This window comes from Ottowia sp. (assembly GCF_047601385.1).
Lineage (GTDB): Bacteria > Pseudomonadota > Gammaproteobacteria > Burkholderiales > Burkholderiaceae_C > Ottowia.
This window is the reverse complement of the sequence record NZ_JASGJP010000001.1, coordinates 272,988-297,769: the sequence shown is the minus strand read 5'-3', so window position 1 is coordinate 297,769 and position 24,782 is coordinate 272,988. Positions and strand designations below refer to the sequence as shown.

General features: G+C 72.0%; 24 protein-coding genes, 1 tRNA gene and 1 riboswitch. Of the genes, 17 read left to right on the top strand and 8 right to left on the bottom strand.

Translation table 11 applies throughout. From position 1 onward, the window contains the following. Window positions 1-87: 87 nt before the first annotated feature. The 3 genes from QM772_RS01390 to QM772_RS01380 are packed head-to-tail and all read right to left on the bottom strand — an operon-like array spanning window position 88 to window position 2,608. Window positions 88-843, bottom strand: a complete 756-nt coding sequence (locus tag QM772_RS01390) for an enoyl-CoA hydratase/isomerase family protein (protein ID WP_415133418.1) — start codon at window positions 841-843, stop codon at window positions 88-90. After that, window positions 840-1,445 (bottom strand): cysteine dioxygenase, encoded by a 606-nt coding sequence (locus tag QM772_RS01385; protein WP_415133416.1) that lies wholly within the window; start codon window positions 1,443-1,445, stop codon window positions 840-842. The genes QM772_RS01390 and QM772_RS01385 overlap by 4 nt, the downstream gene beginning before the upstream one ends. Next, entirely contained in the window at window positions 1,442-2,608 is a 1,167-nt protein-coding gene (locus QM772_RS01380) for a CaiB/BaiF CoA transferase family protein (RefSeq protein WP_415133414.1), read from the bottom strand. Before QM772_RS01380 ends, QM772_RS01385 begins: the two co-directional genes overlap by 4 nt. A 128-nt stretch (window positions 2,609-2,736) precedes the next feature. Between QM772_RS01380 and QM772_RS01375 the strand changes: the two genes are divergently transcribed. Further along, on the top strand, window positions 2,737-3,486 hold the full coding sequence (locus QM772_RS01375) for an IclR family transcriptional regulator (protein WP_415133412.1): 750 nt from the start codon (window positions 2,737-2,739) through the stop codon (window positions 3,484-3,486). Window positions 3,487-3,665: 179 nt separating this feature from the next. Here QM772_RS01375 and QM772_RS01370 read toward each other — a convergent pair whose 3' ends face one another. Both QM772_RS01370 and QM772_RS01365 read right to left on the bottom strand, forming a co-directional pair. Beyond that, on the bottom strand, window positions 3,666-4,133 hold the full coding sequence (locus QM772_RS01370; protein WP_415133410.1) for a DUF4124 domain-containing protein: 468 nt from the start codon (window positions 4,131-4,133) through the stop codon (window positions 3,666-3,668). Between the two features lie 87 nt (window positions 4,134-4,220). Further along, window positions 4,221-5,195, bottom strand: coding sequence for an NADPH:quinone oxidoreductase family protein (locus tag QM772_RS01365; protein ID WP_415133408.1), 975 nt, complete (start codon window positions 5,193-5,195; stop codon window positions 4,221-4,223). A gap of 123 nt (window positions 5,196-5,318) precedes the next feature. Between QM772_RS01365 and surE the strand changes: the two genes are divergently transcribed. From surE to rlmD, 4 genes are all read left to right on the top strand, one after another. Continuing rightward, window positions 5,319-6,098 (top strand): 5'/3'-nucleotidase SurE, encoded by a 780-nt coding sequence (gene surE / locus QM772_RS01360; RefSeq protein ID WP_415133406.1) that lies wholly within the window; start codon window positions 5,319-5,321, stop codon window positions 6,096-6,098. After that, complete coding sequence (locus QM772_RS01355) at window positions 6,098-6,874, top strand: protein-L-isoaspartate(D-aspartate) O-methyltransferase (RefSeq protein ID WP_415133404.1); 777 nt, start codon at window positions 6,098-6,100, stop codon at window positions 6,872-6,874. The genes surE and QM772_RS01355 overlap by 1 nt, the downstream gene beginning before the upstream one ends. A gap of 56 nt (window positions 6,875-6,930) precedes the next feature. Next, window positions 6,931-7,794 carry a peptidoglycan DD-metalloendopeptidase family protein gene (locus QM772_RS01350; protein WP_415133402.1) on the top strand — a complete coding sequence of 288 codons (864 nt, stop codon included), beginning with the start codon at window positions 6,931-6,933 and terminating at the stop codon, window positions 7,792-7,794. A gap of 351 nt (window positions 7,795-8,145) precedes the next feature. Further along, on the top strand, window positions 8,146-9,573 hold the full coding sequence (gene rlmD / locus QM772_RS01345) for a 23S rRNA (uracil(1939)-C(5))-methyltransferase RlmD (RefSeq protein ID WP_415133400.1): 1,428 nt from the start codon (window positions 8,146-8,148) through the stop codon (window positions 9,571-9,573). A 1-nt stretch (window position 9,574) separates the two neighbouring features. On the opposite strand, the gene QM772_RS01340 is transcribed toward rlmD, so the two are convergent. Continuing rightward, the gene (locus QM772_RS01340; RefSeq protein WP_415133398.1) at window positions 9,575-11,755 is read right to left on the bottom strand and encodes a heavy metal translocating P-type ATPase; all 2,181 of its coding nucleotides are present in this window, start codon (window positions 11,753-11,755) and stop codon (window positions 9,575-9,577) included. Window positions 11,756-11,811: 56 nt separating this feature from the next. Between QM772_RS01340 and cadR the strand changes: the two genes are divergently transcribed. The 5 genes from cadR to QM772_RS01315 all read left to right on the top strand — a co-directional run bounded on the left by cadR (window position 11,812) and on the right by QM772_RS01315 (window position 15,800). Continuing rightward, entirely contained in the window at window positions 11,812-12,267 is a 456-nt protein-coding gene (gene cadR / locus QM772_RS01335; RefSeq protein WP_415133396.1) for a Cd(II)/Pb(II)-responsive transcriptional regulator, read from the top strand. 255 nt (window positions 12,268-12,522) lie between these two features. Beyond that, window positions 12,523-13,314 carry a GntR family transcriptional regulator gene (locus QM772_RS01330; RefSeq protein WP_415133394.1) on the top strand — a complete coding sequence of 264 codons (792 nt, stop codon included), beginning with the start codon at window positions 12,523-12,525 and terminating at the stop codon, window positions 13,312-13,314. Next, complete coding sequence (locus tag QM772_RS01325; RefSeq protein ID WP_415133392.1) at window positions 13,311-13,994, top strand: dienelactone hydrolase family protein; 684 nt, start codon at window positions 13,311-13,313, stop codon at window positions 13,992-13,994. Before QM772_RS01330 ends, QM772_RS01325 begins: the two co-directional genes overlap by 4 nt. Window positions 13,995-14,010: 16 nt before the next feature. Further along, window positions 14,011-14,766 (top strand): SDR family NAD(P)-dependent oxidoreductase, encoded by a 756-nt coding sequence (locus QM772_RS01320; protein WP_415133390.1) that lies wholly within the window; start codon window positions 14,011-14,013, stop codon window positions 14,764-14,766. 47 nt (window positions 14,767-14,813) lie between these two features. Continuing rightward, window positions 14,814-15,800, top strand: a complete 987-nt coding sequence (locus QM772_RS01315) for a Bug family tripartite tricarboxylate transporter substrate binding protein (protein ID WP_415133388.1) — start codon at window positions 14,814-14,816, stop codon at window positions 15,798-15,800. Window positions 15,801-15,919: 119 nt separating this feature from the next. Here QM772_RS01315 and QM772_RS01310 read toward each other — a convergent pair. Then, window positions 15,920-15,995 (bottom strand) — tRNA-Asn (locus QM772_RS01310). A gap of 75 nt (window positions 15,996-16,070) precedes the next feature. Further along, a riboswitch (TPP riboswitch) is annotated at window positions 16,071-16,179 on the top strand. 72 nt (window positions 16,180-16,251) lie between these two features. On the opposite strand from QM772_RS01310, the gene thiC reads away from it, so the two are divergent. The 6 genes from thiC to thiD (QM772_RS01280) all read left to right on the top strand — a co-directional run bounded on the left by thiC (window position 16,252) and on the right by thiD (QM772_RS01280) (window position 22,888). Further along, complete coding sequence (thiC, locus tag QM772_RS01305) at window positions 16,252-18,099, top strand: phosphomethylpyrimidine synthase ThiC (RefSeq protein ID WP_415133386.1); 1,848 nt, start codon at window positions 16,252-16,254, stop codon at window positions 18,097-18,099. Between the two features lie 62 nt (window positions 18,100-18,161). Further along, the gene (locus QM772_RS01300; protein ID WP_415133384.1) at window positions 18,162-19,349 is read left to right on the top strand and encodes an FAD-dependent oxidoreductase; all 1,188 of its coding nucleotides are present in this window, start codon (window positions 18,162-18,164) and stop codon (window positions 19,347-19,349) included. 29 nt (window positions 19,350-19,378) lie between these two features. Next, window positions 19,379-19,600 carry a sulfur carrier protein ThiS gene (gene thiS, locus QM772_RS01295; protein WP_415133382.1) on the top strand — a complete coding sequence of 74 codons (222 nt, stop codon included), beginning with the start codon at window positions 19,379-19,381 and terminating at the stop codon, window positions 19,598-19,600. A 7-nt stretch (window positions 19,601-19,607) separates the two neighbouring features. Further along, window positions 19,608-20,420: a thiazole synthase gene (locus QM772_RS01290; RefSeq protein ID WP_415133380.1), complete on the top strand. Its 813-nt coding sequence runs from the start codon at window positions 19,608-19,610 to the stop codon at window positions 20,418-20,420. Then, a complete protein-coding gene (gene thiD / locus QM772_RS01285) occupies window positions 20,417-22,018 on the top strand; it encodes a bifunctional hydroxymethylpyrimidine kinase/phosphomethylpyrimidine kinase (protein ID WP_415133378.1) in 1,602 nt (533 codons plus the stop codon). The genes QM772_RS01290 and thiD (QM772_RS01285) overlap by 4 nt, the downstream gene beginning before the upstream one ends. 33 nt (window positions 22,019-22,051) lie before the next feature. After that, window positions 22,052-22,888, top strand: coding sequence for a bifunctional hydroxymethylpyrimidine kinase/phosphomethylpyrimidine kinase (gene thiD / locus QM772_RS01280; protein WP_415133376.1), 837 nt, complete (start codon window positions 22,052-22,054; stop codon window positions 22,886-22,888). Window positions 22,889-22,966: 78 nt separating this feature from the next. Here the strand turns inward: thiD (QM772_RS01280) and QM772_RS01275 are convergent, their stop codons facing one another. Further along, window positions 22,967-23,548, bottom strand: coding sequence for a hypothetical protein (locus QM772_RS01275; RefSeq protein ID WP_415133374.1), 582 nt, complete (start codon window positions 23,546-23,548; stop codon window positions 22,967-22,969). Window positions 23,549-23,739: 191 nt separating this feature from the next. Here QM772_RS01275 and QM772_RS01270 point away from each other — a divergent pair, with 191 nt between their 5' ends. Continuing rightward, a complete protein-coding gene (locus tag QM772_RS01270; protein WP_415133372.1) occupies window positions 23,740-24,780 on the top strand; it encodes a histone deacetylase family protein in 1,041 nt (346 codons plus the stop codon). Window positions 24,781-24,782: the final 2 nt, after the last annotated feature.

Here is a 24,782-nt window from a genome sequence, read left to right as displayed (position 1 = left end):
CCGACGCGCCGGTCCGTGAAGGGCGCTGGTCAGGTGTCGTCGTCCATGGGTGTCTCCTGCGATTCGTTCTTGGGGGGGCGATCCGGTCTATCTGAGCGTGTCCTGCCGCCGGCGCCGGTAGGCCCGCACGCGCTCGGCCAGGCCGGGCCGGCAGGCCGAGCGGACCAGGGCCGCCAGGTCGGCGTCGCGGCGGTCGGGGCGCGTCGCGGCCTTCAGGCGCGCGTAGGTGGCGCGGTCCACGGCCAGCGGCGGGATCGGGGCCTGGGCATCGCCGGCGGCCGGGACGACGGCGGTGGCGAACCCGCGGCCCAGCGCTTCGCCGCACTCGATCCGGCGGCCGTGCGCCACCCAGTCCAGTGCCACCGCTTCGCCCACCACCCGCGCCAGCCGCCGCGTGCCCAGCACCAGCCCGAAGCCGGCGCCCGGAAAGCGCCATTCGGCGCCCTGCACGGCGTAGCGCAGGTCGCAGGCGGCGAACAGGTCGGCGCCCGCGCCCCAGGCGCGGCCCTGCGCGACGGCGACGGTGCGCAGCGGCGCGTGCCACAGCTCGCCGAGCAGTTGCTCGACGCGCGCGAAGCGCCACAGCAGCGGGCCGTCGCGCGCGGCGGCGCCGTCCGGCGCGGCGTCCGCGTCGGCGCCCAGGTCGAAGCCGGTGCAGAAATGCGGGCCCTCGCCGCGCAGCACCAGGGTATGGACGGACGCATCGGCTGCCGCATCGGCCACCGCGTCCATCAACTGCTCGACCAGCGCCTCGGACAGGGCGTTGCCGCGCTGGGGCCGGGCCAGCGTCGCGGTGGTCACGCCCTCGGCGGTGGACCGGCGCAGCAGGGGGGTGTCGTTCATAGACCTGCCCGCACCTGGCTGGAGCGGTCCCACAGGTTGGGCACCGGCGTGGACGAGTAGCCCGAGACGAAGGCCCGGGGCGCACCCGTCGCGGGATCGAAGACGTGCCGCGCCACGGCGCCGATGTTGGCGCCGTAGACGTGGATGCTGATGGAGACGCGGTCGTCGAAGGCGTTGGCCACCTGGTGGATGTCGCCGGTGGCTGGCGACACCATCTCGATGTCGCCCGGCGCCAGGCGCGCCGGCGGCCCCTCGGGGTGCAGGGCGCCGCCGGCGTCGCGGCGGAAGCGCTGGCCGGTCTCCGCGCCGCGCAGCATGCCGATCAGGCCCCACACCTGGTGGTCGTGGATGGGCGTGCGCTGGCCGGGGCCCCAGACGAAGCTGACCACGCTGAAGCGCTCCAGCGGGTCGCAGTGCAGCAGGTGCTGCTGGTAGTGCTCGGGGTGCGGCTGGGCGCAGGCTTCGGGCAGCCAGCCGTCGGCGGCGACCAGACGGGCGAGCAGGGCGCGCATGGCCTCCACCTGCCCGGTCTCGGGCAGGCGCCGATCGGCCAGCCGCGTGGCCTCGACCACGAAGTCGCGCAGCGGCGCCAAGGCGGTCATCGGGCGGCCTCCGTCGGCGCCGTGCCGCGCAGCGCGGCGCCGTGCTCGTTCAGTGCCGGCGGGCGCGTGTCCACGGGCAGCACCGCGCCGTCGAAGCGCACCGGGCAGGCCACGGTGCGGGTGTCGCGGCCGTGGGGCAGCTTCATGGGCCGGACCAGTTGCAGGTGCTCGGCCTGCGGGTCGGCCAGGGCCTCGGCGAAGCCGTTGATCGGCGCCGAGGGCACGCCCGCGGCGGCGAAGCGGCCGACCCAGTCGTCCGCGCCGCTGTCGGCGAAGCGGATTTCGAGCACATCCTTCAGCGCCGCCTGGTGCTCCGCCCGCAGCGCCGTGGTGGCGAAACGCGGGTCGTCCAGCAGCTGCGGCAGGCCGGTCACCGCGCAGACCGCACGCCACAGCTTCTGGTTGCCGGCGGCGATGGCGAACCAGCCATCGGCGCAGCGGAACGCCTGGTAAGGCGCGTTGCGCGGGTGCGCGGAGCCCAGCCGGCGCGGGTTGCGGCCGGTGCCGAAGTACTCGCTGGTCTGCAATGCGCCCACCGCCAGCGTGGTGGCGAACATGGGCACGTCGATGTGGCAGCCGCCGCCGGCCGGGTCGGCGCGCAGCCGGGCCAGCGCGGCGGCGATGGAGAACGCCGCGTACAGCCCGGCGGTGAAGTCCGAGATCGGCACGCCGCACTTCACCGGCGCGCCTTCGGGCTCGCCGGTGACGCTCATCACGCCGGCGGCCGCCTGCATGGTGAGGTCGAAGCCGCCCTCGCCCGCGCGCGGGCCGTCCTGCCCGTAGGCCGAGATGGCGCAGTAGATCAGCGCCGGCTTGTGCGCGCGGCACCACGACCAGCCCAGGCCCAGGCGTTCCATGGCGCCGGCGCGGTTGTTCTCGACCAGCACGTCGGCTTCCAGCACCAGGCGCCGGGCCACTTCGAGGTCGGCGGGGTTCTTCAGGTCCAGGGCGATGGACTGCTTGGCGCGGTTGAGCGAGGCGAAATTCTCCGAATCCCCGTCGTGGATCGGCGGCCACTGGCGCAGCGTGTCGCCCTCGGGCGGCTCGATCTTGACGACCTGCGCGCCGTAGTCGGCCAGCAGCATGCCGCAGAATGGTCCTGCCGCGACTTGGCAGAATTCCACGACCTTGACGCCCGACAAAGGGCCGTTGGATGTGTTCATGGTGTCTTTCCCGGGAATCGGAATCCGGCCGGCGGCGGATGGTAGAGCGTTCCGTATTCGAGCGCTATCTTTCCATAATTCAGAACGGCCGGCGTGGCGCCCACGCGCCGGAGCGAGGAGACGAAAACATGAACAACACCCTGGTCAAGGGCCTTCAGCTGCTCGAAGTGCTGTCGGCGCGCGACGGCGCCGCCGGCATCAGCGAGCTGGCCGCCGAACTGCAGCTCGGCCGCAGCAACGTGCACCGGCTGCTGCAGGCGCTGGTGGAGCTGGGCTACGTGGTGAGGGACGGCGAGCGCGGCAGCTACCGCGCGTCGCTGAAGATCTGGGAGCTGGGCGCCCGCGCGCTGCACCGGCTGGACTTCCGCGAGGCGGCGGCGCCGGCGATGCGCCAGCTGCTGGCGCAGAGCAACGAGACGGTGCACCTGTCGGTGCTGAGCGGCGACGAGGTGATCTACATCGACAAGCTCGACAGCCCCGAGCCGGTGCGGGCCTACTCCACCGTCGGCGGGCGGGCGCCGGCGTACTGCGTGGCCACCGGCAAGGTGCTGCTGGCCTGGCGCGACGAGCCCGCCGCCTCGTCGCTGCTGTCGGTGCGGCCGCTGCACGCCTACACGCCGAGTACCGCGCCCGACACGGCGGCGCTGGCGCTGGCGCTGGAGCGCGTGCGCCGCCAGGGCTTCGCCGTCAACCGCGGGGAGTGGCGGGCCAGCGTGTGGGGCATCGCCAGTCCGCTGCGGGGCGCGGGCGGGCGCGTCATCGCGGCGCTGGGCATTTCCGGGCCGGCCGAGCGCATCCGCAAGAAGGGCGTGCGCGATCTGGCGCGGCTGGTGGTGGACGCGGCGGCGCTGGCGTCGGCCCGGCTCGCGGGGCAGTAGATTCAGGTGAAAAATGGCTCCAGCGCCCGCCAGCCGTGCGCTGGCAGCTATCAAATCGATATCACAGCGCCTTCACCCATCATCCCGCGCAGGCGGGGATCCAGGGGCTTGGACGGGGCGTGGCTGGATCTCCGCCTGCGCGGTGATGACGGGGCTTCAGCGGAAACGCTTCACGGGCTTCATGGCGCCGGGCACTGCGGCTGCGTGACCACCGGGCATTTGTCGAACGCCTCGGGCCGCAGGCGGCCGTCGACCATGCGGTAGGGGTTCATGCAGGCGTAGGCGGCGTTGTAGCGCGCCCATTGGCCGGCGCAACTGTTGTCCCGCGGCGCGGCGGCGGCGCGCGGGGCCGAGGCGGCTGAAGCGGCTGAAGCGGCCGAGGCGGCTGAAGCCGGCTGCTGCGCCAGGAGCTCGCGGTATTGGCGCATCCGTTGGTCGGCCGCGGCTTTTTCGGCGGCGGTGGGCGGCGGCACGGGCGCGATCTCGGCGGCGGCGCGGGCGCCGGGCGGTGGCGGCGCGTCGCTGTAGTGCACGACGCCGCGCTCGTCCACCCAGCGGCGGATCTGCTGCGCGCCGGCGGGCAGCGCCAGCGCGATGCCGGCCAGGAGAACCGCCGGCCATGCCCAGGGGGAGGCGAGGAGCTTCATGCGCGGGATTGTGGCGCACCCGGTCGCCGCGTCAAGTTCATGAATGAAAAATGGCGCCAGCGCCCGACTGACGGGCGCCGGCAGCTATCAATTGACGAGCACCAGCTTGCCCTTGACGGCGCGCGAGCCCATGCGGGCGTAGGCGGCCTTCAGCTCGCTCATGGGCATCTGGGCGTCGATCTGCGGCTTGATCCTGCCCTGCATGTACCAGGTGGCCAGCTCCTGCATCATGGCGGCGTTGGCCTGCGGCTCGCGGCGCGCGAAGTCGCCCCAGAACACGCCCACGATGCTGGCGCCCTTGACCAGCGCCAGGTTGATCTTGAGCGCCGGGATGTCGCCCGCCGCGAAGCCCACCACCAGGAGCCGCCCGCGCCAGGCGATGGAGCGGAACGCGGCCTCGGTGTAGTCGCCGCCCACGGGGTCATAGATGACGTCGGGGCCCTTGCCGCCGGTGAGCTGCTTCAGGCGCTCGCGCAGGTCCTCGGTGGCGTAGTTGATGGTCTCGTCGGCGCCGAGCTGCTTGCAGAAGGCCAGCTTCTCCGCCGACGAGGCGGCGGCGATCACGCGCGCGCCGGCGATCTTGGCGATCTGGATCGCCGACATGCCCACGCCGCCGGCCGCGCCCAGCACCAGCACGGTCTCGCCGGCCTTGAGCTGCCCGCGGTCCATCAGCGCGTGGTGGCTGGTGGCGTAGATCATGATGAAGGCCGCCGCGTCGGCCGGCGGAAAGCCCGGCGGCAGCGGCATGCACAGCGCGGCCGGCGCCAGCGTGTGGGTGGCGAAGCCGCCGGTGCCCGAGAGGCAGGCCACGGGCTGGCCGACCTTCAGCGTGGTCACGCCTTCGCCCACGGCCTCGACGACGCCGGCGTACTCGGAGCCGGGCACGAAGGGCAGCTCGGGCTTCATCTGGTACTTGTTCTGCACGATCAGCAGGTCGGGGAAGTTCAGGCTGGCGGCCTGGATGCGGATCAGCACCTGCCCCTTGCCGGGCTGCGGCGTGGGCAGCTCCTTCCAGGTCAGGGCGTCGACGCCGACGGGGTTTTCGCAGAGCCATGCGTGCATGCGGTGATTCTCCTGGTGAGGGTCGGGAAAAGATGGCGGCGATCATAGGCGGCCGCGCGCGGCCGGGCTTGTCCCAGGCGTGACGAGGGGGGCCCCTACAATCGGTTGCAACTGCCTCCGCCCATGAACATCCTGCTCTGCAACGACGACGGCTACCAGGCCCCCGGCCTCGCGGCCCTGCACCGGGCGCTGCGGGCGCTGCCCGGCGCGCAGGTGGAGGTGGTGGCGCCGGAGCACAACAACAGCGCCAAGTCCAACGCGCTGACGCTGAACGCGCCGCTGTACGTGCACCAGGGCGCCAACGGCTTCCGCTATGTCAACGGCACGCCGGCCGACTGCGTGCACATCGCGCTCACCGGGCTGCTGGACTACCGGCCGGACCTGGTGGTCTCGGGCATCAACAACGGCGCCAACATGGGCGACGACACCATCTACTCCGGCACCGTCGGCGCGGCGATGGAGGGCTACCTGTTCGGTATTCCGGCCATCGCGTTCTCGCAGATCGAGAAGGGCTGGCACCACATCGACGCCGCCGCCGAGGTGGCGGCGCGGCTGGTGGGGCGCATCGGCCGGCACCAGCTCGACGGCGGGCGGCCCTGGCTGCTGAACGTCAACATTCCCAACCTGCCGGCGGATCAGCTCAAGGCCCCGCGCATCTGCCGCCTGGGCCGCCGCCACGCGGCCGAGAAGGTCATCACCATGCAGAGCCCGCGCGGCGACACCATGTACTGGATCGGCAGCGCCGGCGCCGCCGCCGACGCCACCGAGGGCACGGACTTCCACGCCACCGCCGCCGGCCACGTCGCCATCACCCCGCTGAAGGTGGACCTGACCGACCGCGACGCGCTGGCCTACTGGTCGCAGGGCTTGCAGGCCATGCTGGCGGGCGGAGGAGGGGGCTGATGGCCGCGCCGCCGCAGCGCCCGGGCTTCCCGGCCCGCATCGACTTAGGGCAAAGCCCCAGGCCGGCGCCGCGCGCCCCGGCGCCCGCGAGCCCGCCCGGGCCCGTCCCCGCCGCGCCCGTGCGCGACGCCGTGCCGGCGCGCGCGCGCATGGTGCAACTGCTGGCGGCCGAGGGCATCCAGGACGCCCAGGTGCTGCGCGCCCTGGGCGCGGTGGACCGCCACCGCTTCGTCGATCCGGCCCTGGTGCCGCAGGCCTATGAAGACACGGCGCTGCCCATCGGCCTGGGGCAGACCATCTCCAAGCCCAGCGTGGTCGCGCGCATGGTCGAGCTGCTGATGCAGGGCGGCCTGCGTGGCGAGGACGGCCGTCTGGGCCGCGTGCTGGACGTCGGCACCGGCTGCGGCTACCAGGCCGTGGTGCTGGGCCAGCTGGCCAGCGAGGTCTACAGCATCGAGCGCCTGCGCGACCTGCACGAGAAGGCGCGCGCCAACCTGCGCCCGCTGCGCATCGCCAATGTGCACCTGATCCTGGGCGACGGCATGGCGGGTTTCGCCAAGGGCGCGCCCTACGCCGGCATCATCGCCGCCGCCGGCGGCGAGGCGGTGCCCGAGGCCTGGATCGACCAGCTCGCCCACGGCGGGCGCATCGTCGCGCCGGTGGCCACGAGCAGCGGACAGCAGGCGCTGATCGTCATCGACAAATCGCGCCAGGGCGTGCGGCAGACCGTTCTGGAAGCCGTCAACTTCGTGCCCTTAAAATCAGGGGTCGCGTAGTGCCGTCGTTTAGGGAAGTATTTATGCAATTGACCGGCCGCAAGGCTTGGATTTGGATGCCGCTGGTGGCGGCCGCGGTTCTGTCCGCGTGCTCGTCCACCTCGGTCAACCGGGCGCCCGTGGAAGACCGCGGCATGGCCGCCGGCACCACCGCCGGCCTGGGCGACCGCCCCGCCATCGACCCGGCCACGCTGCCCGGCGCCGAGAACGCCGGCAAGCCCGGCTACTACACGGTGCGCCAGGGCGACACCATCATGCGCATCGCCACCGAGGTGAACCAGCCCTGGCGCGAGATCGTGCGCTGGAACAGCCTGGAGAACCCGAACGCCATCGAGGTCGGCCAGGTGCTGCGCGTGGTGCCGCCCGCCGGCGGCACGGCGGCGCCGGCCGAACTGCCGCGCACCGCCGGCACGCCTGCGCCGGTGCCGCCCCGGGCGGCCGCATCGGCCCCGGTGCCGGTGGCCACGCAGACCACGCCGGGCGTGGTGGCCGCCGCGCCCGCGCCGGCACCTGCACCCGCGCCGTCGCCCGCGCCGCCCTCGGCCGGCGCCGACGACGTGGAGTTCATCTGGCCCGCCAGCGGCGCCGTGGTGGCCCGCTTCGACGAGGCCAAGAACAAGGGCCTGTCCATCGCCGGCAAGGCGGGCGACCCGGTGGTGGCCGCGGCCGACGGGCGCGTGGTCTATGCCGGCGCCGGCCTGCGCGGCTACGGCAACCTGATCATCCTCAAGCACAACAACACCTTCCTTACCGCCTACGCGCACAACCAGACGCTGCTGGTCAAGGAAGACCAGACGGTGAAGAAAGGCCAGAAGATCGCCGAGATGGGCTCCACCGACGCCGACCGCGTGAAGCTGCACTTCGAGATCCGCCGCTCGGGCAAGCCGGTCGATCCGTCGCGCTACCTGCCTTCGCGCTGAAAGCCTCCGTGCAACGCAGCGACGGGCGCCCTGGCGGCGCCCGTTGTGTTGAATAACTACTGTTTTGATAGCTGCCGGTGCTTGTCCCACGGGCGCTGGAGGCCGAGCAACCTAGAAACGGCAGTTGACCGCTTGTCATCCTCACGAGAGCCGCATGGACATTGACTTTCGCTGCTTCGTTCACCCTCACCTGTGGGGTGAGAGCGCTACGCACTCGCCAGCACCGCGCTCGCCGCGCCATGCGGCGTTGCTCGTCCTTGCAGGCGCGAGCCTGCCGCGTCCTCACGCCTTGCCTGGCACGCCGATCACGGCACTGGCGAGCGCGTTCAACTGCCGTTTCTAGGTTTGACCATGAACCCAGAGTCCGGCGCCCCCGACCTGCCCGAAGGCTGGCTGCACGTCGATTCGCTCGACATCGAGGCCCAGGGCATCGCGCGCCGGCCCGACGGCAAGGTGGTGTTCATCGACGGCGCGCTCACCGGCGAGTTGGTGTCGGCCCAGGTGCACCGGCGCAAGAACAACTGGGAGGCCGCCACGCTGACGGCGGTGCACCGCCCCAGCAGCCAGCGCGTGCGCCCGCGCTGCCCGCACTTCGGCCTGCACCAGGGCGCCTGCGGCGGCTGCAAGATGCAGCACCTCGATCCGTCGGCCCAGGTCGCCGTCAAGCAGCGTGTGCTGGAAGACAACCTGTGGCACCTGGGCAAGGTGCAGCCCGGGCTGATCCTGCGCCCCATCGAAGGCCCGGCCTGGCACTACCGCTACCGCGCGCGCCTGTCGGTGCGCTACGTGGTCAAGAAGGACGAGGTGCTGGTGGGCTTCCACGAGCGCAAGAGCCGCTACGTCGCCGACATGCGCGAATGCCCCGTGCTGCCCGCGCACGTCAGCGCGCTGCTGCCGGCGCTGCGCGCGCTGGTCCACGGCATGGACGCGCGCGAGACCTGCCCGCAGATCGAGCTGGCCTGCGGCGACGCGGTGACCGCGCTGGTGCTGCGCCACCTGGAGCCGCTGTCGCCGCGCGACGTGCAGGCCCTGCGCGGCTTCGCTGCCGCGCACGGCGTGCAGTGGTGGCTGCAACCCAAGGGCCCCGACACCGTGCACCTGCTCGACGAAGGCGGCCCGGAGCTGGCCTACGCGCTGCCCGAGTTCGGCATCACCATGCCCTTCAGGCCGACCGACTTCACCCAGGTCAACCCGCACATCAACCGCGTGCTGGTCGGCCGCGCGCTGCGCCTGCTGGATGCGCAGAAAAGCGAGCGCGTGATCGACTGGTTCTGCGGCCTGGGCAACTTCACCCTGCCCATCGCCACCCGCGCCGGCCGCGTGCTGGGCGTGGAGGGCAGCGCCGCGCTGGTCGCCCGCGCGCGCCAGAATTTTGAAAGAAATCAGGCTCCAGCGCCCGCCTGGCGTGCGCTGGCAGCTACCGAATTCGCAGCACGCAACCTGTTCGACATGACTGCCGCGCAACTGGTGGCAGACGGCACGGCCGACCGCTGGCTGGTCGATCCGCCTCGCGAGGGCGCCTTCGCCCTGGTCAAGGCGCTGGCCGCCATCCACCAGGCGCGCATCGGCGCTGACGATGCCGAGCCGCTGCCCCCCGGCGCTGACGCCTGGCAACCGCCGCGCCGCATCGTCTACGTCAGCTGCAACCCCGCCACCCTGGCGCGCGACGCCGGCCTGCTGGTGCACCAGGCCGGCTACCGCTGCACGGCCGCCGGCGTGGTCAACATGTTCCCGCACACGGCGCATGTGGAGAGCATGGCGGTGTTCGATCTGGCTTGACTCAGGCGCGGGTGCGCAACAGCCGCAGCCCATTGAACACCACCAGCAGGCTGGCGCCCATGTCGGCGAACACCGCCATCCACATGCTGGCATTGCCCAGCAGCGCCAGCAGCAGGAACACCGCCTTGATGCCCAGCGCCAGCGCGATGTTCTGCACCAGCACCGCGTGCGTGCGGCGCGACAGGCGGATGGTCTCCGGCACCTTGCGCAGGTCGTCGTCCATGATCAGCACGTCGGCCGCTTCCCTGGCGGCGTCGGTGCCGGCGCCGCCCATCGAGAAGCCGATGGCCGCCGCCGCCAGGCTGGGCGAATCGTTCACGCCGTCGCCCACCATGCCCACCGGGCCGTCTTTGGCCAGCTGCTCGACGGCGCGCAGCTTGTCCTCGGGCAGCAGCTCGGCCTCGACGCGGTCGATGCCCACCTGCGCGGCGATGCTGCGCGCGGTGGCGGGGTTGTCGCCCGTCAGCATCACCGGCAGCACGCCCAGCGCCTTCAGCTCGGCCACGGCCTGGCGGCTGGAGTCCTTCACCGTGTCGGCCACGGCGTACAGCGCCAGCACGCCGTCGTCGCCGGCCAGCAGCGTCATGGTGCGGCCCTGGGCCTGGTGCTCGCCCAGGTGCGCCTCGATGGCCGGGCTGCACTGGCCGCGCTCCTCGATCCAGCGGTGGTTGCCCAGCACGTGGCGCTGGCCGCCGACCACGCCGTGCACGCCGCGCCCCGGCTGGGCGCCGAAGTCATCGACCGGCAGCGGCTCGTGCGCCAGGCCGGCGGCGATGGCCTTGGACACCGGGTGGTCCGAGCGCGCCGCCAGCCCGCGCGCGATGCCGGCCACGTGTGCCGACGGCGCCGCACCGTCCGGCGCCACGCCGGCCACCAGCACCGGCTGGCCGCGGGTGAGGGTGCCGGTCTTGTCCAGCGCGATGGTCTTGAGCAGCCGCGCCTGCTCCAGGCAGGCGCCGCCCTTGATCAGGATGCCGCGCCGCGCCGCCGCCGCCAGCCCGCTGACCACGGTGACGGGCGTGGAGATGACCAGCGCGCACGGGCAGGCGATGACCAGCAGCACCAGCGCCTTGTACGCCGCCGCCAGCCAGCTCCAGCCCAGCAGCCACGGCCCGCCCAGCGCCACCGCCAGCGCCAGCACGAACACCGCTGGCGTGTAGACGGCGGCGAAGCGGTCCACGAAGCGCTGCGTGGGCGCGCGCTGGGCCTGCGCGTCTTCCACCGCGCTGATGATGCGCGCCAGCACGGTGTCGCTGGCCGGGCGCGTCACCTCGAACTCCAGCGCGCCGCTGTCGTTGATGGTGCCGGCGAACACCTCGTCGCCCGGCCCCTTGTCCACCGGCAGGCTCTCGCCTGTCACCGGCGCCTGGTTGACGGCGCTCTGGCCGCGCAGCACGCGCCCGTCCAGCGCCAGCCGCTCGCCGGGCTTCACGCGCACCCGCGCGCCCACCGGCACGGCGCGTGCGTCCACCAGCGCCCAGCCGCCGCCGGGCTGCGCCACCTCGGCCTGCGCGGGCGCGAGCGCCAGCAGGCTGGCGATGGCATTGCGCGCGCGCTGCACGGCGCGCGCCTCGATCAGTTCCGCCAGGCTGTAGAGCGCCATCACCATCGCCGCCTCGGGCCACTGGCCGATCAGGAACGCGCCCGTGACGGCCACCGTCATCAGCGCGTTGATGTTCAGCCGCCCGCCGAGCAGCGCGCGCAGCCCCTTGCGGAAGACCGCCGTGCCGGCCAGCGCGATCGCCACCGCCGCCACGGCCATGCCGGCCGCGTGCCAGGCGGCGGTGTCGGGCGCGAAGAAGTGCAGCAGCTCGGCCGCGCAGGCCAGCACGAGGGCGGCGGCCAGGCGGATCAGCTCGTTGCGCTGAGCGGCGCGGTCGGGGCCGGCGGCGGCGCTCTCGCCGATCGGCTCGGCATCGAAGCCGGCTGCCTTGACGGCCGCGATCACCGCCGGCCAGCGCGCCGCCGGCGCGTCCACGCCCAGCGTGCGCGCGCCCAGGTCGAAGCGCAGCCGCGCCACGCCGGGCAAGGCGTGCAGGGCGGCGCGGATATCGCCTTCTTCCGCCGCGCAGTCCATGGCCGGGATGCGCAGGCGCAGCCCGTAACCCGTATCGGGGCTGCCCGGCGCCTGGTGCGCGCAATGGCAGTGGGCGGCGTGGTCGTGATGCACATGCTGGTTCATGAAGCCTATTGGAAAACCTGAAGCAGCTACAGAGTCAAGCGGCTAGACTGAAGACCATGAAGATCGGAGAACTCGCCAAAGCCTCATCGACGCCCGTCGAGACCATCCGCTACTACGAGCGCGAGGGCCTGCTGGCCGCCCCCGCGCGCACCGGGGGCAACTTCCGCGACTACGACGCCGGCCAGATGGAGCGCCTGAAGTTCATCCGCTACTGCCGCGGCCTGGACATGTCGCTGGACGAGGTGCGCGTGCTGCTGCGCTTCCGCGACGAGCCGCAGAGCGAGTGCGGCGACGTCAACGCGCTGCTGGACGCGCACATCGGCCACGTGTCGCGCCGCATCGCCGAGCTGCGCAGCCTGGAGCGCGAGCTGAAGGACCTGCGCCGCCGCTGTGCCAGCGCCCAGCCGGCCGAGCGCTGCGGCATCCTGTCCGGCATCGCCGAAGCGGCCCGCGAGCCGGCCGCCGGCGCCGCGACGCGGCAGGGGCATCTGCAGTCGGTGCACGGCCGCTGACGGCGCCAGGCATCCCGGTTCGCTCTGGCCGAAGGATCGGGCCAGGCGGGCGTGCCGCGCCGGAGTTTCCTCGCGGGATCGGTTTCGGGCCGCCCGTTTCGCCGAGCATCCGCACGAGCACGCCGTCGCCGTCGGAGAGGACGGCGACTAAGTGAGGGCGGTCATGCGCAGGTCGAATTCCCATGGGGTCGGAGAGGCGCTTGCACTTTTTTAGATTCCAACTTATTATTTAGGTTCCTACCTAAATTGACAGGCATGGTCAAAACCTCCTCCGCCAAAGTGGGCCAGGCGCCGCTCTACCGCCAGGTGAGCGCCGCTCTGCTGGACCGCATTCAGTCCGGGGAGTGGCCTGTCGGCACCATTCTCCCCAGGGAGCTGGACCTGGCGAAGCAGCTCGGCGTGAGCCGCGTGACGCTGCGCCAGGCCCTGGGCATCCTGGAGAAGGGGGGTGTGGTCGAGCGCGTCAGAAAGGTAGGAACCAAAGTGATCGCCGAGGCCATGGGCACGACCTATGTGCAGCAGATGGACGGACTGGAGCAGATCCTGCGCCTGGCCGGCCAGACGGCGATGCGCGTGGACCGGATGCGCACCGTCAAGGGCGAGCCGGACGAGGGGCTGGCCGGCGTGGCCAGCGCCACGGGCTACTGGCTGGCCATCGAGGGCGTGCGGCACCTGCGGGGCGTGAGCACGCTCTCGACCTGCACCACCGTCTTTGTCGACAACAAGTACGCCGGCATCGCCCCCTTCCTCGACCAGGAGGTGGACTCGGTGTACGCGCTGGTCGAGCAGGTCTACGGGCTGGGCGTGCACAGCATCCGGCACCGCATCAGCGCCTGCGCGCTGAGCGATCCGATGGCGCGCACGCTCGGGCTGCCGGCGGGATCGCCGGGCTTGCAGGTGCAGGCCTGGCTGTATGCGGCCGACGGCTCGCTCATCGAGTACGTGCGCTCCATCCACAACCCGGGGTTGATCTCCATCGAAATCCAAAGCACCCGGGGCGTCGTCCAGGCGCCCGTTTTTTCAACATCCAGAGGACAACAGACATGAACATCATCACGCTCACGACCGACGACGGCTTCGCGCTGCCGGCGCTGCATGTGCCCAGCGCCACGGGCACGGGCCAGCCGCTGGTGCTGATCCAGGAAATCTTCGGCATCAACGCCGCCATGAAGGAAGCCGCCCAGGCCTGGGCGCGCGAAGGCTTCGAGGTGCTGTGCCCCGACCTGTTTGCGCGCCAGCAGGCCGGCGTGGACCTGGACCCGGCGCAGCCCGCGCAGTTCCAGCAGGGCGTCGCCCTGATGCAGGGCATGGATCCGGACCGCGCCGTGCGCGACCTGGACGCGGCGCGCGCCTGGTTCGTGGCCCAGGGCCGCGGCGAGAAGGTGAGCACGCTGGGCTACTGCCTCGGCGGCCGCCTGGCCGTGATGATGGCCCTGCGCACGCCGGTCAGCGCCGCCGTGAGCTACTACGGCGTGGGCCTGGAGGAGCTGCTGCCCGCCGAGCGCGTGACGATGGCGCCCTGCCTGCTGCACATCGCTGAGCTCGATGCCTTCGTGCCGGCCGAGGCGCGGCAGACCATCCTGGCGCGCGCGGCCTTGCAGGCGCGCATGCCGGCGCACGTCTACGCCGGCTGCGACCACGCCTTCGCGCGCCCGGGCGGCGAGCACTTCGACGCCGCGGCGGCCGAGCAGGCGCGCGTGCGCACCCTGGCCTTCCTGCGTGGCTGAGCGGCGGGGTGACGACGTGACGGCAGCACCCGCCCGCAGGACGGTGGTGGTCACCGGCGCGGCCCAGGGCATCGGCCTGGCCGTGGCCCGGCGCTTCGCGCGGGGCGGCGCGCACGTCGCGCTGGTGGACGTCGACGAGGCCCGGCTGCACCATGCCAGCCAATCCCTGCGCCAGGAAGGTGCGCAGGTGGCCGGCATGGTGGCGGACGTGGCCGACGCCGAGGCCATGCAGGCGCTGGCGGCGCGCGTACACGACCAGATCGGCCCCTGCGACGTGCTGGTGAGCAATGCCGGCGTGCTGCTGCGCGGCGCGCTGGACGATGCCGACGCGCTGCGGCACTGGCGCCGCACGCTGAGCGTGAACCTGGACGGCTGCTTCCATGCCGCCCACGCCTTCGCGCCCCAGTTGCGGCGCACGCGCGGCTGCATTGTCAACGTGGCCTCCATCCATGCCTTCGTCGCGGTCCGCAACTCGGCGGCCTACACGGCGTCCAAGGGCGGCGTCAAGCAACTGACGCAGGCGCTGGCCCTCGAACTGGGCAGCGCAGGCGTGCGCGTCAACGCGGTGGCGCCCGGCATCACCGACACCGAGATGACCGCAGGCACGCGCAGCGATCCGCAGGCCCTGGCGGCATTCCTGGCACGAGTCCCGCTTAACCGCACTGTCCATCCCGACGACGTGGCGCATGCCGTGCACTTCCTGGCCTCGTCCGAGGCCGCGTGCATCACGGGCGTGACCTTGCCGGTGGATGGCGGTTATTGCGCGGCCTGAGGCCAGGCTGGCACCCCTTTCCCTCAACCCAGAAGCTAGGAGTTTCCATGTTCACTCGCCGCCACTTCGTCTCCGTGGGCGCTGCCACCGCAGCGGCCTCCTCGCTCGCGCCCTTGCATGCATGGGCGCAGAAGCTGCGCTCCACCAAGATCATCGTGGGCTTCGCGCCAGGCGGCACCACCGACATGGTGGCCCGGCGGGTGGCCGAGAAGTTCAGCGGCAATTTCGCCGAGAACGCGATCGTGGACAACCGCTCCGGCGCGGGCGGGCAGATCGCCTGCGCGGCCGTGAAGGGCGCGCCGCCCGACGGCCAGACGCTGCTGTGCACACCCTATTCGTGCATGGTCATCTTCCCGTATGTCTACAAGAAGCTGCCCTACGACCCCGTGGCCGACTTCGCGCCGGTGGGCATCGCCGCCACCACCACGCAGGCCATGGCCGTCGGGCCGATGGTGCCGGCATCGGTCAAGAGCCTGCCCGACTACGTGGCCTGGGTGAAGGCCAACCCGCAGCACACGGGCTACGGCTCGCCAGCGGCCGGTTCGACCTCGCACTTCCTGGGCGCCCTGCTGGGCCTGGAGACGCAACTGCCGCTGGTGCAGGTGCCCTACCGTGGTGCCGTGCCTGGCATCGCCGACGTGGTCGCCGGCCAGATTCCCGTGATGTTCACCACCACGGGCGATCTGCTGCCGCACTACAAGGCCGGCAAGCTGCGCCTGCTGGGCACTTCCGGCGCGCAGCGCACGGTGTTCACGCCCGAGGTGCCGACCTTTGGCGAGCAGGGCTTTCCGATGCTCACCAGCGAGGAATGGTTCGGCTTCTACGCGCCGGCGCGCACGCCGCCACAGGTCGTCGACGCCGCCAACCAGGCGCTGCGCACCGCGCTGCAGGACAAGTCGGTGATCGACTCGCTCGCCATGCTGGGGCTGGTGGCCACGCCGTCTTCACCGCAGGAAATGGCCGAGTCGCAGCGCGCCCAGAGCAAGCGCTGGGGCCCGCTGGTCAAGCGGATCGGCTTCACGGCCGAGTCCTGAGGTTCGCTTCACGAATCCGTCGTCCACGTGCCCGCGCGTAGCGGCATGAATGTCGAGGACGGGTGGCAAGAAAAAAGCACCTGGATCGAGAGATTCAGGTGCTTTTTCTTCGAGTTTTTTGGCTCCCCGACCTGGGCTCGAACCAGGGACCTACGGATTAACAGTCCGGCGCTCTACCGACTGAGCTATCGGGGAACAAGCCTTGCATTATAGCGTGCTTTCCGGGGCTCCCACGAGTAGGGCGCCGTGCCGGCGGGAGGCTTTATCATCCACGCTACTCCGGGGTGCCCGCGCTAGGCGAGCTGAGATGGTCGAGAAGGCCGAACCCGTCAACTTGATCCGGTTAGTACCGGCGTAAGGAAGAGCAGGCCCACAGGCGAGCGGTGCCCCGGCGCCGGCCCGCGCAGGCGGCCCCGGAGTCCCTTCAAGGACCACCGCAGGAGAGCCGCCGATGAATGCCCCCGACAAGATCGCCCAGTTGCTCGCGCTCACGCGCGAACCCCTGCCCGCGTCCGCCAAGGGCGTGATCGCGGGTAGCCGCCCCGACATCCGCGTGCCGGTGCGCGACGTGCGCCTGACCAACGGGCGCGGGGTGTCCTTCTACGACACCTCTGGGCCGTATACCGATCCGGCGGCGGTGATCAACGTGCGCGAAGGACTGGCGCCGGTGCGCGCCGGCTGGATCGCCGAACGCGGCGACACCGAGGCCTACGAGGGCCGCCTGGCCCACATCCTCGATGACGGCGGCAGGCACGAAGGCCGCGACGCCGAGCGCATCGAGCAGCTGCGCCGCGAGGCCGCCGGCCTTCAACGCCAGCCGCGCCGAGCCAAGGCGGGCGCCAACGTCACGCAGATGCATTACGCGCGCCAGGGCATCGTCACGCCCGAGATGGAATACATCGCCCTGCGCGAGAACGGCCGCCTGGAGTGGACGAAGGAGCTGCTGGGCAACGCCAAACGAGAGGCGCGCCGGCGTGGCAACCCGATGGGCGCCACCATCCCCGAGCGCATCACGCCCGAGTTCGTGCGCGACGAGGTGGCGCGCGGCCGCGCCATCATCCCGGCCAACATCAACCACCCGGAGATCGAGCCGATGGTCATCGGCCGCAACTTCCGCGTGAAGATCAACGCCAACATCGGCAACTCCGCCGTCACCTCCAGCATCGAAGAGGAGGTGGAGAAGCTGGTGTGGTCCATCCGCTGGGGCGCCGATACGGTGATGGACCTCAGCACCGGCCGCAACATCCACACCACGCGCGACTGGATCGTGCGCAACAGCCCGGTGCCCATCGGCACCGTGCCGATCTACCAGGCGCTGGAGAAGGTGGGCGGCATCGCCGAGGACCTGAGCTGGGCCATCTTCCGCGACACGCTGATCGAGCAGGCCGAGCAGGGCGTGGACTACTTCACCATCCACGCCGGCGTGCGGCTGCCCTTCATCCACCTGACGGCCGACCGCGTGACGGGCATCGTCAGCCGCGGCGGCTCCATCATGGCCAAGTGGTGCATCGCGCACCACCGCGAGAGCTTCCTCTACACGCACTTCGAGGAGATCTGCGAGATCATGAAGGCGTACGACGTGAGCTTCAGCCTGGGCGACGGCCTGCGCCCCGGCTGCGCGGCCGACGCCAACGACGAGGCCCAGTTCGCCGAGCTGCGCACCCTGGGCGAGCTGACGCAGACCGCCTGGAAGCACGACGTGCAGACCATGATCGAAGGCCCCGGCCACGTGCCCATGCACATGATCCAGGCCAACATGGACGAGCAGTTGAAGCACTGCCACGAGGCGCCGTTCTACACCCTGGGCCCGCTCACCATCGACATCGCGCCCGGCTACGACCACGTCGCCAGCGCCATCGGCGCGGCCATGATCGGCTGGATGGGCACCGCCATGCTGTGCTACGTCACGCCCAAGGAGCACCTGGGCCTGCCCGACCGCGACGACGTGAAGCAGGGCATCATCGCCTACAAGATCGCCGCCCACGCCGCCGACGTGGCCAAGGGCCACCCGGCGGCCCGCGCGCGCGACGACGCCATCAGCCACGCGCGCTTCGAGTTCCGCTGGGAAGACCAGTTCAACCTGGGCCTGGACCCGGAGACCGCGCGCGACTTCCACGACGAGACCCTGCCCAAGGACAGCAGCAAGACGGCGCACTTTTGCAGCATGTGCGGCCCCAAGTTCTGCTCGATGAAAATCACGCAGGAGGTGCGTGAGTTCGCCGCGCAGGGCATGGCTGAGAAGTCGCGCGAGTTCAAGGCCGGCGGCGGTGAGATGTACGTGCCGATTCAAAAGATATGAACCATTCAGTGCTCCAGCACTTGCTGGACGGTCGCTAGCAGCTATGTTTTTGGAAGTAAACCATGCCTGAGCCGCTGCACATCGGCATCGCCGGCGCCGGCCTGCTCGGCCGCCTGCTGGCCTGGCGCCTGGCGCGCGCGGGGCACCGCGTGGCGGTGTTCGACCCGGCCGCCGGGCCCGAGGGCGTGCTGCGCAGCCGCGCGCCCGAGCCCTACCTGCCCACCGCCGCCGGCTTCACCGCCGCCGGCATGCTGAGCCCGCTGGCCGAGTTGGATAACGCTGAGCCTGCCGTGGCCGCGCTGGGCTGGCGCTCGCTGCCGCTGTGGCGCTGCATCGCGGCCGCGCTGCCGGGCAACCCGTTCTTCGCCGCGCAGGGCAGCCTGATGGTGGCGCACCGCGCCGACGCGGGCGCCGCCCAGCGCGTGCTCGATCGTCTGCGCGCCGCCACCGCCACGCCCGAGTGGCGCGTCCTGAGCCCCGCCGAGGGCGTGCAGCCACTCGATTCCGCCGCGCTGCGCGCGCTGGAGCCCGCCGTGCAGGGCCCCGCGCAGGCCTGGCTGCTGCCGGGCGAGGGGCAGATCGACACCGTCGCCACGCTGGCTGCGCTGCACGCCGCCGCAGAGGGCGTGCAATGGCACTGGCGCCAGCCGGTGCGCGCCGTGGAAGCAGGCGAGGGCGGCGGCACGCTGGCGCTGGCCGACGGCCGCGTGCTGGCCTTCGACGCGGTGATCGACGTGCGCGGCACCGGCGCGCGACCGCAGCTCGACGTGCGCGGCGAGAACGCGACGAAGCACGCCTCGCCCATCTTCGACGTGCGCGGCGTGCGTGGCGAAGTCGCCTGGCTGCACGCCCCCGGCCACGGCCTGCAACGCCCCGTGCGCCTGCTGCACCCGCGCCACCGCGTGTACCTGGTGCCGCGCCCGGGCGACGTGGTGCTGGTGGGCGCCAGCGAGATCGAGTCCGAAGACCGCAGCCCCGCCAGCCTGCGCAGCGTAGTGGAGCTGCTGGCCGCCGCGCACAGCGTGGTGCCCGCGCTGGCCGAGGCGCGCATCCTGGCGCTGGACGTGAACCTGCGCCCCGCGCTGCCCGACAACGCCCCGCGCGTCGAGCACGGCCCGTGCCTGCTGCGCATCAACGGCCTGTTCCGCCACGGCTGGCTGCTGGCGCCCGCGCTGGTGGACCAGGCGCTGCGCGACAATGGCTGGGCGAGCGAAGGGTTTGCTCCTGAACCCATAGCTGCCAGCGCTTGATGGACGGGCGCTGGAGCCCTATTTCATTCATGAAGATCGATACCGCAGATATCACCCTCCAGCTCGACGGCCAGCCGCACCGCGTGCCCGCCGGCACCACGCTGGCGCAACTGGTCGAACAGCTCGGCCACGCGCCCGAGGCCGTCGGCACCGCCGTCAACGGCGACTTCGTGGCGCGCGGCCAGCGCGCGGCGCGCGTGCTGGGCGAGGGCGATGCGGTGCTGCTGTTCCAGCCCATCGTGGGCGGCTGAATTCCCCATGACACCTTCCAACGATTCCTGGCGCGTCGGCGATGCCGAGCTGACCAGCCGCTTCCTCCTCGGCACCGCCGGCTACCCTTCGCCCCAGGTGCTGGCCGACGCCATCGCCGCCTCGGGCACGCAGATCGTCACCGTGGGCCTCAAGCGCCAGCTCAGCGCGGCCGGCGACAACGGCTTCATCGAGATCATCCGCGCCGCCCTGCGCACGCAGGGCGCGCGCCTGCTGCCCAACACCGCCGGCTGCACCACCGCGCGCGAAGCGGTGCAGCTGGCGCAGATGGCGCGCGAGCTGTACGGCACGCCCTGGGTCAAGCTGGAGGTGGTGGGCGACGAATACACGCTGCAACCCGATCCGCTGGAACTGGTCGAGGCCGCGCGCCAGTTGGCGAGGGACGGTTTCACCGTGTTCCCCTACTGCACCGATGACCTCGTCACCTGCAAGCGCCTGCTCGACGCCGGCTGCCCGCTGCTCATGCCCTGGGGCGCGCCCATCGGCTCGGGGCAGGGGCTCATCAACCCGTTCGCGCTGCGCACGCTGCGCGAGCGGCTGCCGGACGTGGTGCTGATCGTCGACGCCGGCATCGGCGCGCCCAGCCACGCCGCGCAGGCGCTGGAGATGGGCTACGACGCGGTGCTGCTGAACAGCGCCGTCAGCCAGTCGCCCGACCCGGTGCGCATGGCCGGCGCGTTCCGCCAGGCCATCGAGGCCGGGCGCGCGGCGTACCGGGCGGGCGTGATGGCGCGTCAGGACTTCGCCGTCGCCACCACGCCGGTCACGGGCAATCCCTTCCTGATTGGAAACGCGCCATGACGCAGGCGGGGACAGCGCCGGCAGCTACCGAAAGCAGAGCAAAACCGATCGTCTGGAGCATCGCCGGCAACGACTCGGGCGGCGGCGCGGGTCTGGCGGCCGACCTGCGCGCGGCCGAGGCCTTCGGCGTGCACCTGTGCCCGGTGGTGGCGGCCGTCACGGCGCAGAACTCGCAGGCTGTCACGCACATCGACGCCGTGGCGCCGGATGTGCTCGACGCGCAACTGGCCGCGCTGGCGGCCGACCTGCCGCCGGCCGCGCTCAAGACCGGGCTGCTGGGGGGCCGGGCGCAGATCGAGGTGGTCGCACGCTGGGTCGATCGGCTGCGCGAGCGCTCCCCCGTCGCCCTGGTGGTGGACCCGGTGCTGCGCGCCAGCAGCGGCGCCGATTTCGCGGCGGCCGACACCGTGGCCGCGTACCGCGAACTGCTGCTGCCGCGCGCCACCCTCGTCACGCCGAATCGGCGTGAGGCCGAGCGTTTGGCAGGTGTTGATGAAGGCAGCGCTGATGCGCCCGAGCTGGCGCGGCGGCTGCAAGCGCTGGGCGCGACTTCCGTGTGCATCACCGGCGGTGACGACGGCGCCGGCCAGGGTGACTGGGCGCTCGACTGGATCGACACCGCGCACGCCAGCGGCTGGCTCGCCCTGCCACGCCACGCCACGCCGCACACGCACGGCACCGGCTGCACTTTTGCCACCAGCGCGGCCAGCGCGCTGGCGCTGGGCTTCGTGCCGGCCGACGCGCTGGTGCTGGCCAAGATGGCGACCACGCAGGCGCTGCGCGACGGCTACGCGGCCGGGCAGGGCGCGGGGCCGGTGCATGCACGCGCCGGCTTCGGCACGCAGGCCGATCTGATGCCTGTCCTGTCATGGGATGAAAACTCTGATTTCGATAGCTGCCAGCGCTTGCCTGGCGCGCGTCAGAGCCCGATTTCGCTTGAAAACGAACTCGGCCTGTACGCCATCGTGGACTCGGCCGAGCGCGTGCGCCAAGTGGTTGCCGCTGGCGTGCGCGTGGTGCAACTGCGCATCAAGACGCCCGACGCCACGCTGCGCGCGGCCGTCGCGCAGGCCCTGGCCGCCTGCAACGCCGCCGGCGCCACGCTGGTCGTCAACGACCACTGGCGCCTGGCCGCCGAGCTGCGCGCGCCCGCCGTTCATCTGGGTCAGGAAGATTTGCAAGCGCTGGGCTCTGAAGGCCGCGCCGAGCTGGCCGCCAGCGGCCTGAAGCTGGGCGTCAGCAGCCACAGCCTGTGGGAGCTGGCCCGCGCGCGCGGCCTGCGCCCCTGGTACGCCGCCTGCGGCCCCGTCTGGCCCACGCTCACCAAGGCCATGCCCTGGGTGCCGCAGGGCATGGACAACCTGGCCTGGTGGGTGCACATGGCCGGCGTGCCGGTGGTCGCCATCGGCGGCATCCTGGCGCCCGAGCAGTTGACCGAGGCCGCGCGCAGCGGCGCCAGCGGCGTGTGCGTGGTGCGCGGCCTGGGTGACGACCCGGCACGGACGGTGCCGGCGTGGCAGGCCGCGCTGCAAGCCGGCCGCGCCGCGCCGCCGCTGCCCGTGCCGGCGCTGCCGCACCCCTCGCTTGGCGTACAGTGACCGCATCATCGTTTTTCCACAGGCAGTAACCCCATGAAAGACGCCGAACGACCGCAGCAATACGTCCGCGTGCTGACCATCGCCGGCTCCGACTCCGGCGGCGGCGCGGGCATCCAGGCCGACCTCAAGACCTTCGCCGCCTTGGGCTGCTACGGCATGAGCGCCATCACCGCGCTGACGGCGCAGAACACCCGGGGCGTCGCCGGCATCCACGGCGTGCCGGCGGAGTTCATCGCCGCCCAGATCGACGCGGTGGTGGGCGACATCGGCGTGCACGCGGTCAAGATCGGCATGCTGCACTCCGAGGCCGTGGTGCACGCGGTGGCGCAGGCCATCGACCGCCACGCGCTGCCTTGTGTGGTGCTCGACCCGGTGATGGTCTCGGCCACCGGCGCGCGGCTGATCGAGCCCGCCGCCGCGCAGGCCCTGGTGGCCGAGCTGTTCCCGCGCGCCGCCCTCGTCACGCCCAACCTGCACGAGGCCGAGCTGCTGCTGGGCCGCCCCGTGGCATCCGCCGACGAGATGCCCGCCGCCGCGCAGGCGCTGCTGCAGCTGGGCGCGCGCGCCGTGCTGCTGAAGGGCGGCCACCTGCCGGGCGAGCAGGTGCTGGACCTGCTGCTGGCGCGCGGCGGCGAGCCGCACGCCATCCAGGCGCCGCGCGCTGACACCCGCAACCTGCACGGCGCGGGCTGCACGCTGTCGTCGGCCATCGCCGCCTTCCTGGCGCAGGAGCTGCCGCTGCCGCTGGCGGTGGAGGCCGCGCACAGCTACGTGCTGGACGCCATCCAGGAGGGTGCGCTGGTCGCCACCGGGCACGGCGTGGGGCCGCTGAACCACGGCTTCTCGCCGCGCGCCACGCTGCTGCGCTGAGCGCGGCCAAAAGAAAGGCCCGCACACGGGCGGGCTGGGTAACTGGGCCGTGCCGCGGCGCGCGGCACGCCTGCGGCATCACTTCTGGTGGAAGTCGCGCTTGGCGTCGGCCACGCATTTGTCCTTGGCGTCGCCCGCCAGCGCGTCGCAGCGCTCGGCGGCGGCCTTGTAGTTGGCTTCGTTCTTCTCGGCGGCGGCGTCCTTGCGCGCCTCGGCCACGTGGGCGGCCTTCTCGGTCGCGGGCTGGCCCGGCTGCGCAGCGGCCTTCGCCACCTTGGCGTTCTCCAGCGCCGTGACATGGGCGGCCTTGGCGTCTTTCTTGCACACATCCTTGGCGTTGCCCGACTGGTCGTCGCACTTTTCCTTCGCCACTTCGTAGTCGGCATCGGCGCGCGTGGCACGGGCCTTGTACTGGTGCTCGGCAGAGGGCTTCTCGCGCGCGTGCAGTTCGGCCTTGGCGACCTTCTCGTTGCCCTTGGCTTCTTCCTGGCACACGTCCTTGGCGTTGCCGCTCAGCGACTTGCACTGGTTCTTGGCGGCCTTGTATTCGGCGGCGATGCGGTCCTTTTCAGCGCGCGCCTCCTGGGAGGTGAGGGCGAAGCTGCTGCCGGCAAATGCGCTGGCGGCGGCGAGGGTGACGAGGGAGATGGAAAGCTTCATCAAGTAGCTCCTGGTGGTCGTGTGGATGACGGCGATACGGCGGCTGCCGTGCCGTGAGCCAGACTGTAGGCAGGCGGCCGGGCTGGCGCGGTAGGCCGCGGCGGCCATGCGGCGTCAGCGCGCACCTACGCCGCGCGTCGGCCGGGACGATGCGCGGTGCCATACTGCGCCGCTCACCACCGAGCCCGCCCATGCGCATCTACTACGCCGAACAGCAGGCCCTGCACGCGCCGCGCGACGAGTTCTTCCGCGGCCAGCGCGTGCCGTGCTTCGAGAACCCCTCGCGCGCCGAATACGTGCGCGCCGCGCTGCACGCGCATGGCTTTGCCCTGCATGCGCCCGAGGCCGACAGCACGCCGCTGCTGGCGCAGGTGCATGCGCCGCGCTACCTCGACTTTTTGCGCACCGCGTGGGACCAGTGGCTGGCACGCTCCCCGGCCAACGTCGATGTGCAACCTTTCCCCAGCGTGTGGCCGGTGCGCACGCTGCGCAGCGACGTGGAGCCGGCCGACTTCATCGCGCGGCTGGGCCTGTACTCGATGGACAACGGTTCGCCCCTGGCCGCCGGCACCTGGGCCGCCGCCAAGGCCGGGGCCGATGCCGCCGCCAGCGCCGCGCAGGTGCTGCTCGATGGCGAGCGCGCCGCCTTCTGCGCCACGCGCCCGCCCGGCCACCACGCGGGGCCGGACTTCATGGGCGGCTACTGCTTCGTTAACAACGCGGCCGTCGCGGCGCAGGCCCTGCGCGCCGGCGGCGCGGCGCGCGTGGCGGTGCTGGACGTGGACTACCACCACGGCAACGGCACCCAGGCCATCTTCTACGAGCGGGCCGACGTGCTGTTCGTCAGCCTGCACGGCGACCCGCGCACCGAATACCCCTTCTACCTGGGCCACGCCGGCGAGACCGGGGCGGGCGAGGGCGCCGGCTTCAACCTGAACCTGCCGCTGCCCGCCGGCAGCAGCGCGGCGCAGTGGTTCGACGCACTGGAGGCGGCCTGCGCCCGCGTGGCGCAGCACCGGCCCGACGCGCTGGTCGTCTCGCTCGGGCTGGACACCTACGCGGGCGACCCCATCAGCCGGTTCCAGTTGCAGCAGGACGACTTCACCCGCCTCGGCGGGCGGCTGGCGCGGCTGGGCCTGCCCACCGCCTTCATCCTGGAGGGTGGCTACGCCGCGGCGGAACTGGGCGAGAACGCCGTGCGCGTGATCCAAGGATTCAACGACGAGGAGTGAAC

Excerpts from the sequence above, each read along its gene's own strand:
- QM772_RS01390 (WP_415133418.1), bottom strand. The coding sequence starts at position 843 with ATGAACGACACCCCCCTGCTGCGCCGGTCCACCGCCGAGGGCGTGACC.
- QM772_RS01385 (WP_415133416.1), bottom strand. The coding sequence starts at position 1,445 with ATGACCGCCTTGGCGCCGCTGCGCGACTTCGTGGTCGAGGCCACGCGG.
- QM772_RS01380 (WP_415133414.1), bottom strand. The coding sequence starts at position 2,608 with ATGAACACATCCAACGGCCCTTTGTCGGGCGTCAAGGTCGTGGAATTC.
- QM772_RS01375 (WP_415133412.1), top strand. The coding sequence starts at position 2,737 with ATGAACAACACCCTGGTCAAGGGCCTTCAGCTGCTCGAAGTGCTGTCG.
- QM772_RS01370 (WP_415133410.1), bottom strand. The coding sequence starts at position 4,133 with ATGAAGCTCCTCGCCTCCCCCTGGGCATGGCCGGCGGTTCTCCTGGCC.
- QM772_RS01365 (WP_415133408.1), bottom strand. The coding sequence starts at position 5,195 with ATGCACGCATGGCTCTGCGAAAACCCCGTCGGCGTCGACGCCCTGACC.
- surE (WP_415133406.1), top strand. The coding sequence starts at position 5,319 with ATGAACATCCTGCTCTGCAACGACGACGGCTACCAGGCCCCCGGCCTC.
- QM772_RS01355 (WP_415133404.1), top strand. The coding sequence starts at position 6,098 with ATGGCCGCGCCGCCGCAGCGCCCGGGCTTCCCGGCCCGCATCGACTTA.
- QM772_RS01350 (WP_415133402.1), top strand. The coding sequence starts at position 6,931 with ATGCCGCTGGTGGCGGCCGCGGTTCTGTCCGCGTGCTCGTCCACCTCG.
- rlmD (WP_415133400.1), top strand. The coding sequence starts at position 8,146 with ATGAACCCAGAGTCCGGCGCCCCCGACCTGCCCGAAGGCTGGCTGCAC.
- QM772_RS01340 (WP_415133398.1), bottom strand. The coding sequence starts at position 11,755 with ATGAACCAGCATGTGCATCACGACCACGCCGCCCACTGCCATTGCGCG.
- cadR (WP_415133396.1), top strand. The coding sequence starts at position 11,812 with ATGAAGATCGGAGAACTCGCCAAAGCCTCATCGACGCCCGTCGAGACC.
- QM772_RS01330 (WP_415133394.1), top strand. The coding sequence starts at position 12,523 with ATGGTCAAAACCTCCTCCGCCAAAGTGGGCCAGGCGCCGCTCTACCGC.
- QM772_RS01325 (WP_415133392.1), top strand. The coding sequence starts at position 13,311 with ATGAACATCATCACGCTCACGACCGACGACGGCTTCGCGCTGCCGGCG.
- QM772_RS01315 (WP_415133388.1), top strand. The coding sequence starts at position 14,814 with ATGTTCACTCGCCGCCACTTCGTCTCCGTGGGCGCTGCCACCGCAGCG.
- thiC (WP_415133386.1), top strand. The coding sequence starts at position 16,252 with ATGAATGCCCCCGACAAGATCGCCCAGTTGCTCGCGCTCACGCGCGAA.
- QM772_RS01300 (WP_415133384.1), top strand. The coding sequence starts at position 18,162 with ATGCCTGAGCCGCTGCACATCGGCATCGCCGGCGCCGGCCTGCTCGGC.
- thiS (WP_415133382.1), top strand. The coding sequence starts at position 19,379 with ATGAAGATCGATACCGCAGATATCACCCTCCAGCTCGACGGCCAGCCG.
- QM772_RS01290 (WP_415133380.1), top strand. The coding sequence starts at position 19,608 with ATGACACCTTCCAACGATTCCTGGCGCGTCGGCGATGCCGAGCTGACC.
- thiD (WP_415133378.1), top strand. The coding sequence starts at position 20,417 with ATGACGCAGGCGGGGACAGCGCCGGCAGCTACCGAAAGCAGAGCAAAA.
- thiD (WP_415133376.1), top strand. The coding sequence starts at position 22,052 with ATGAAAGACGCCGAACGACCGCAGCAATACGTCCGCGTGCTGACCATC.
- QM772_RS01275 (WP_415133374.1), bottom strand. The coding sequence starts at position 23,548 with ATGAAGCTTTCCATCTCCCTCGTCACCCTCGCCGCCGCCAGCGCATTT.
- QM772_RS01270 (WP_415133372.1), top strand. The coding sequence starts at position 23,740 with ATGCGCATCTACTACGCCGAACAGCAGGCCCTGCACGCGCCGCGCGAC.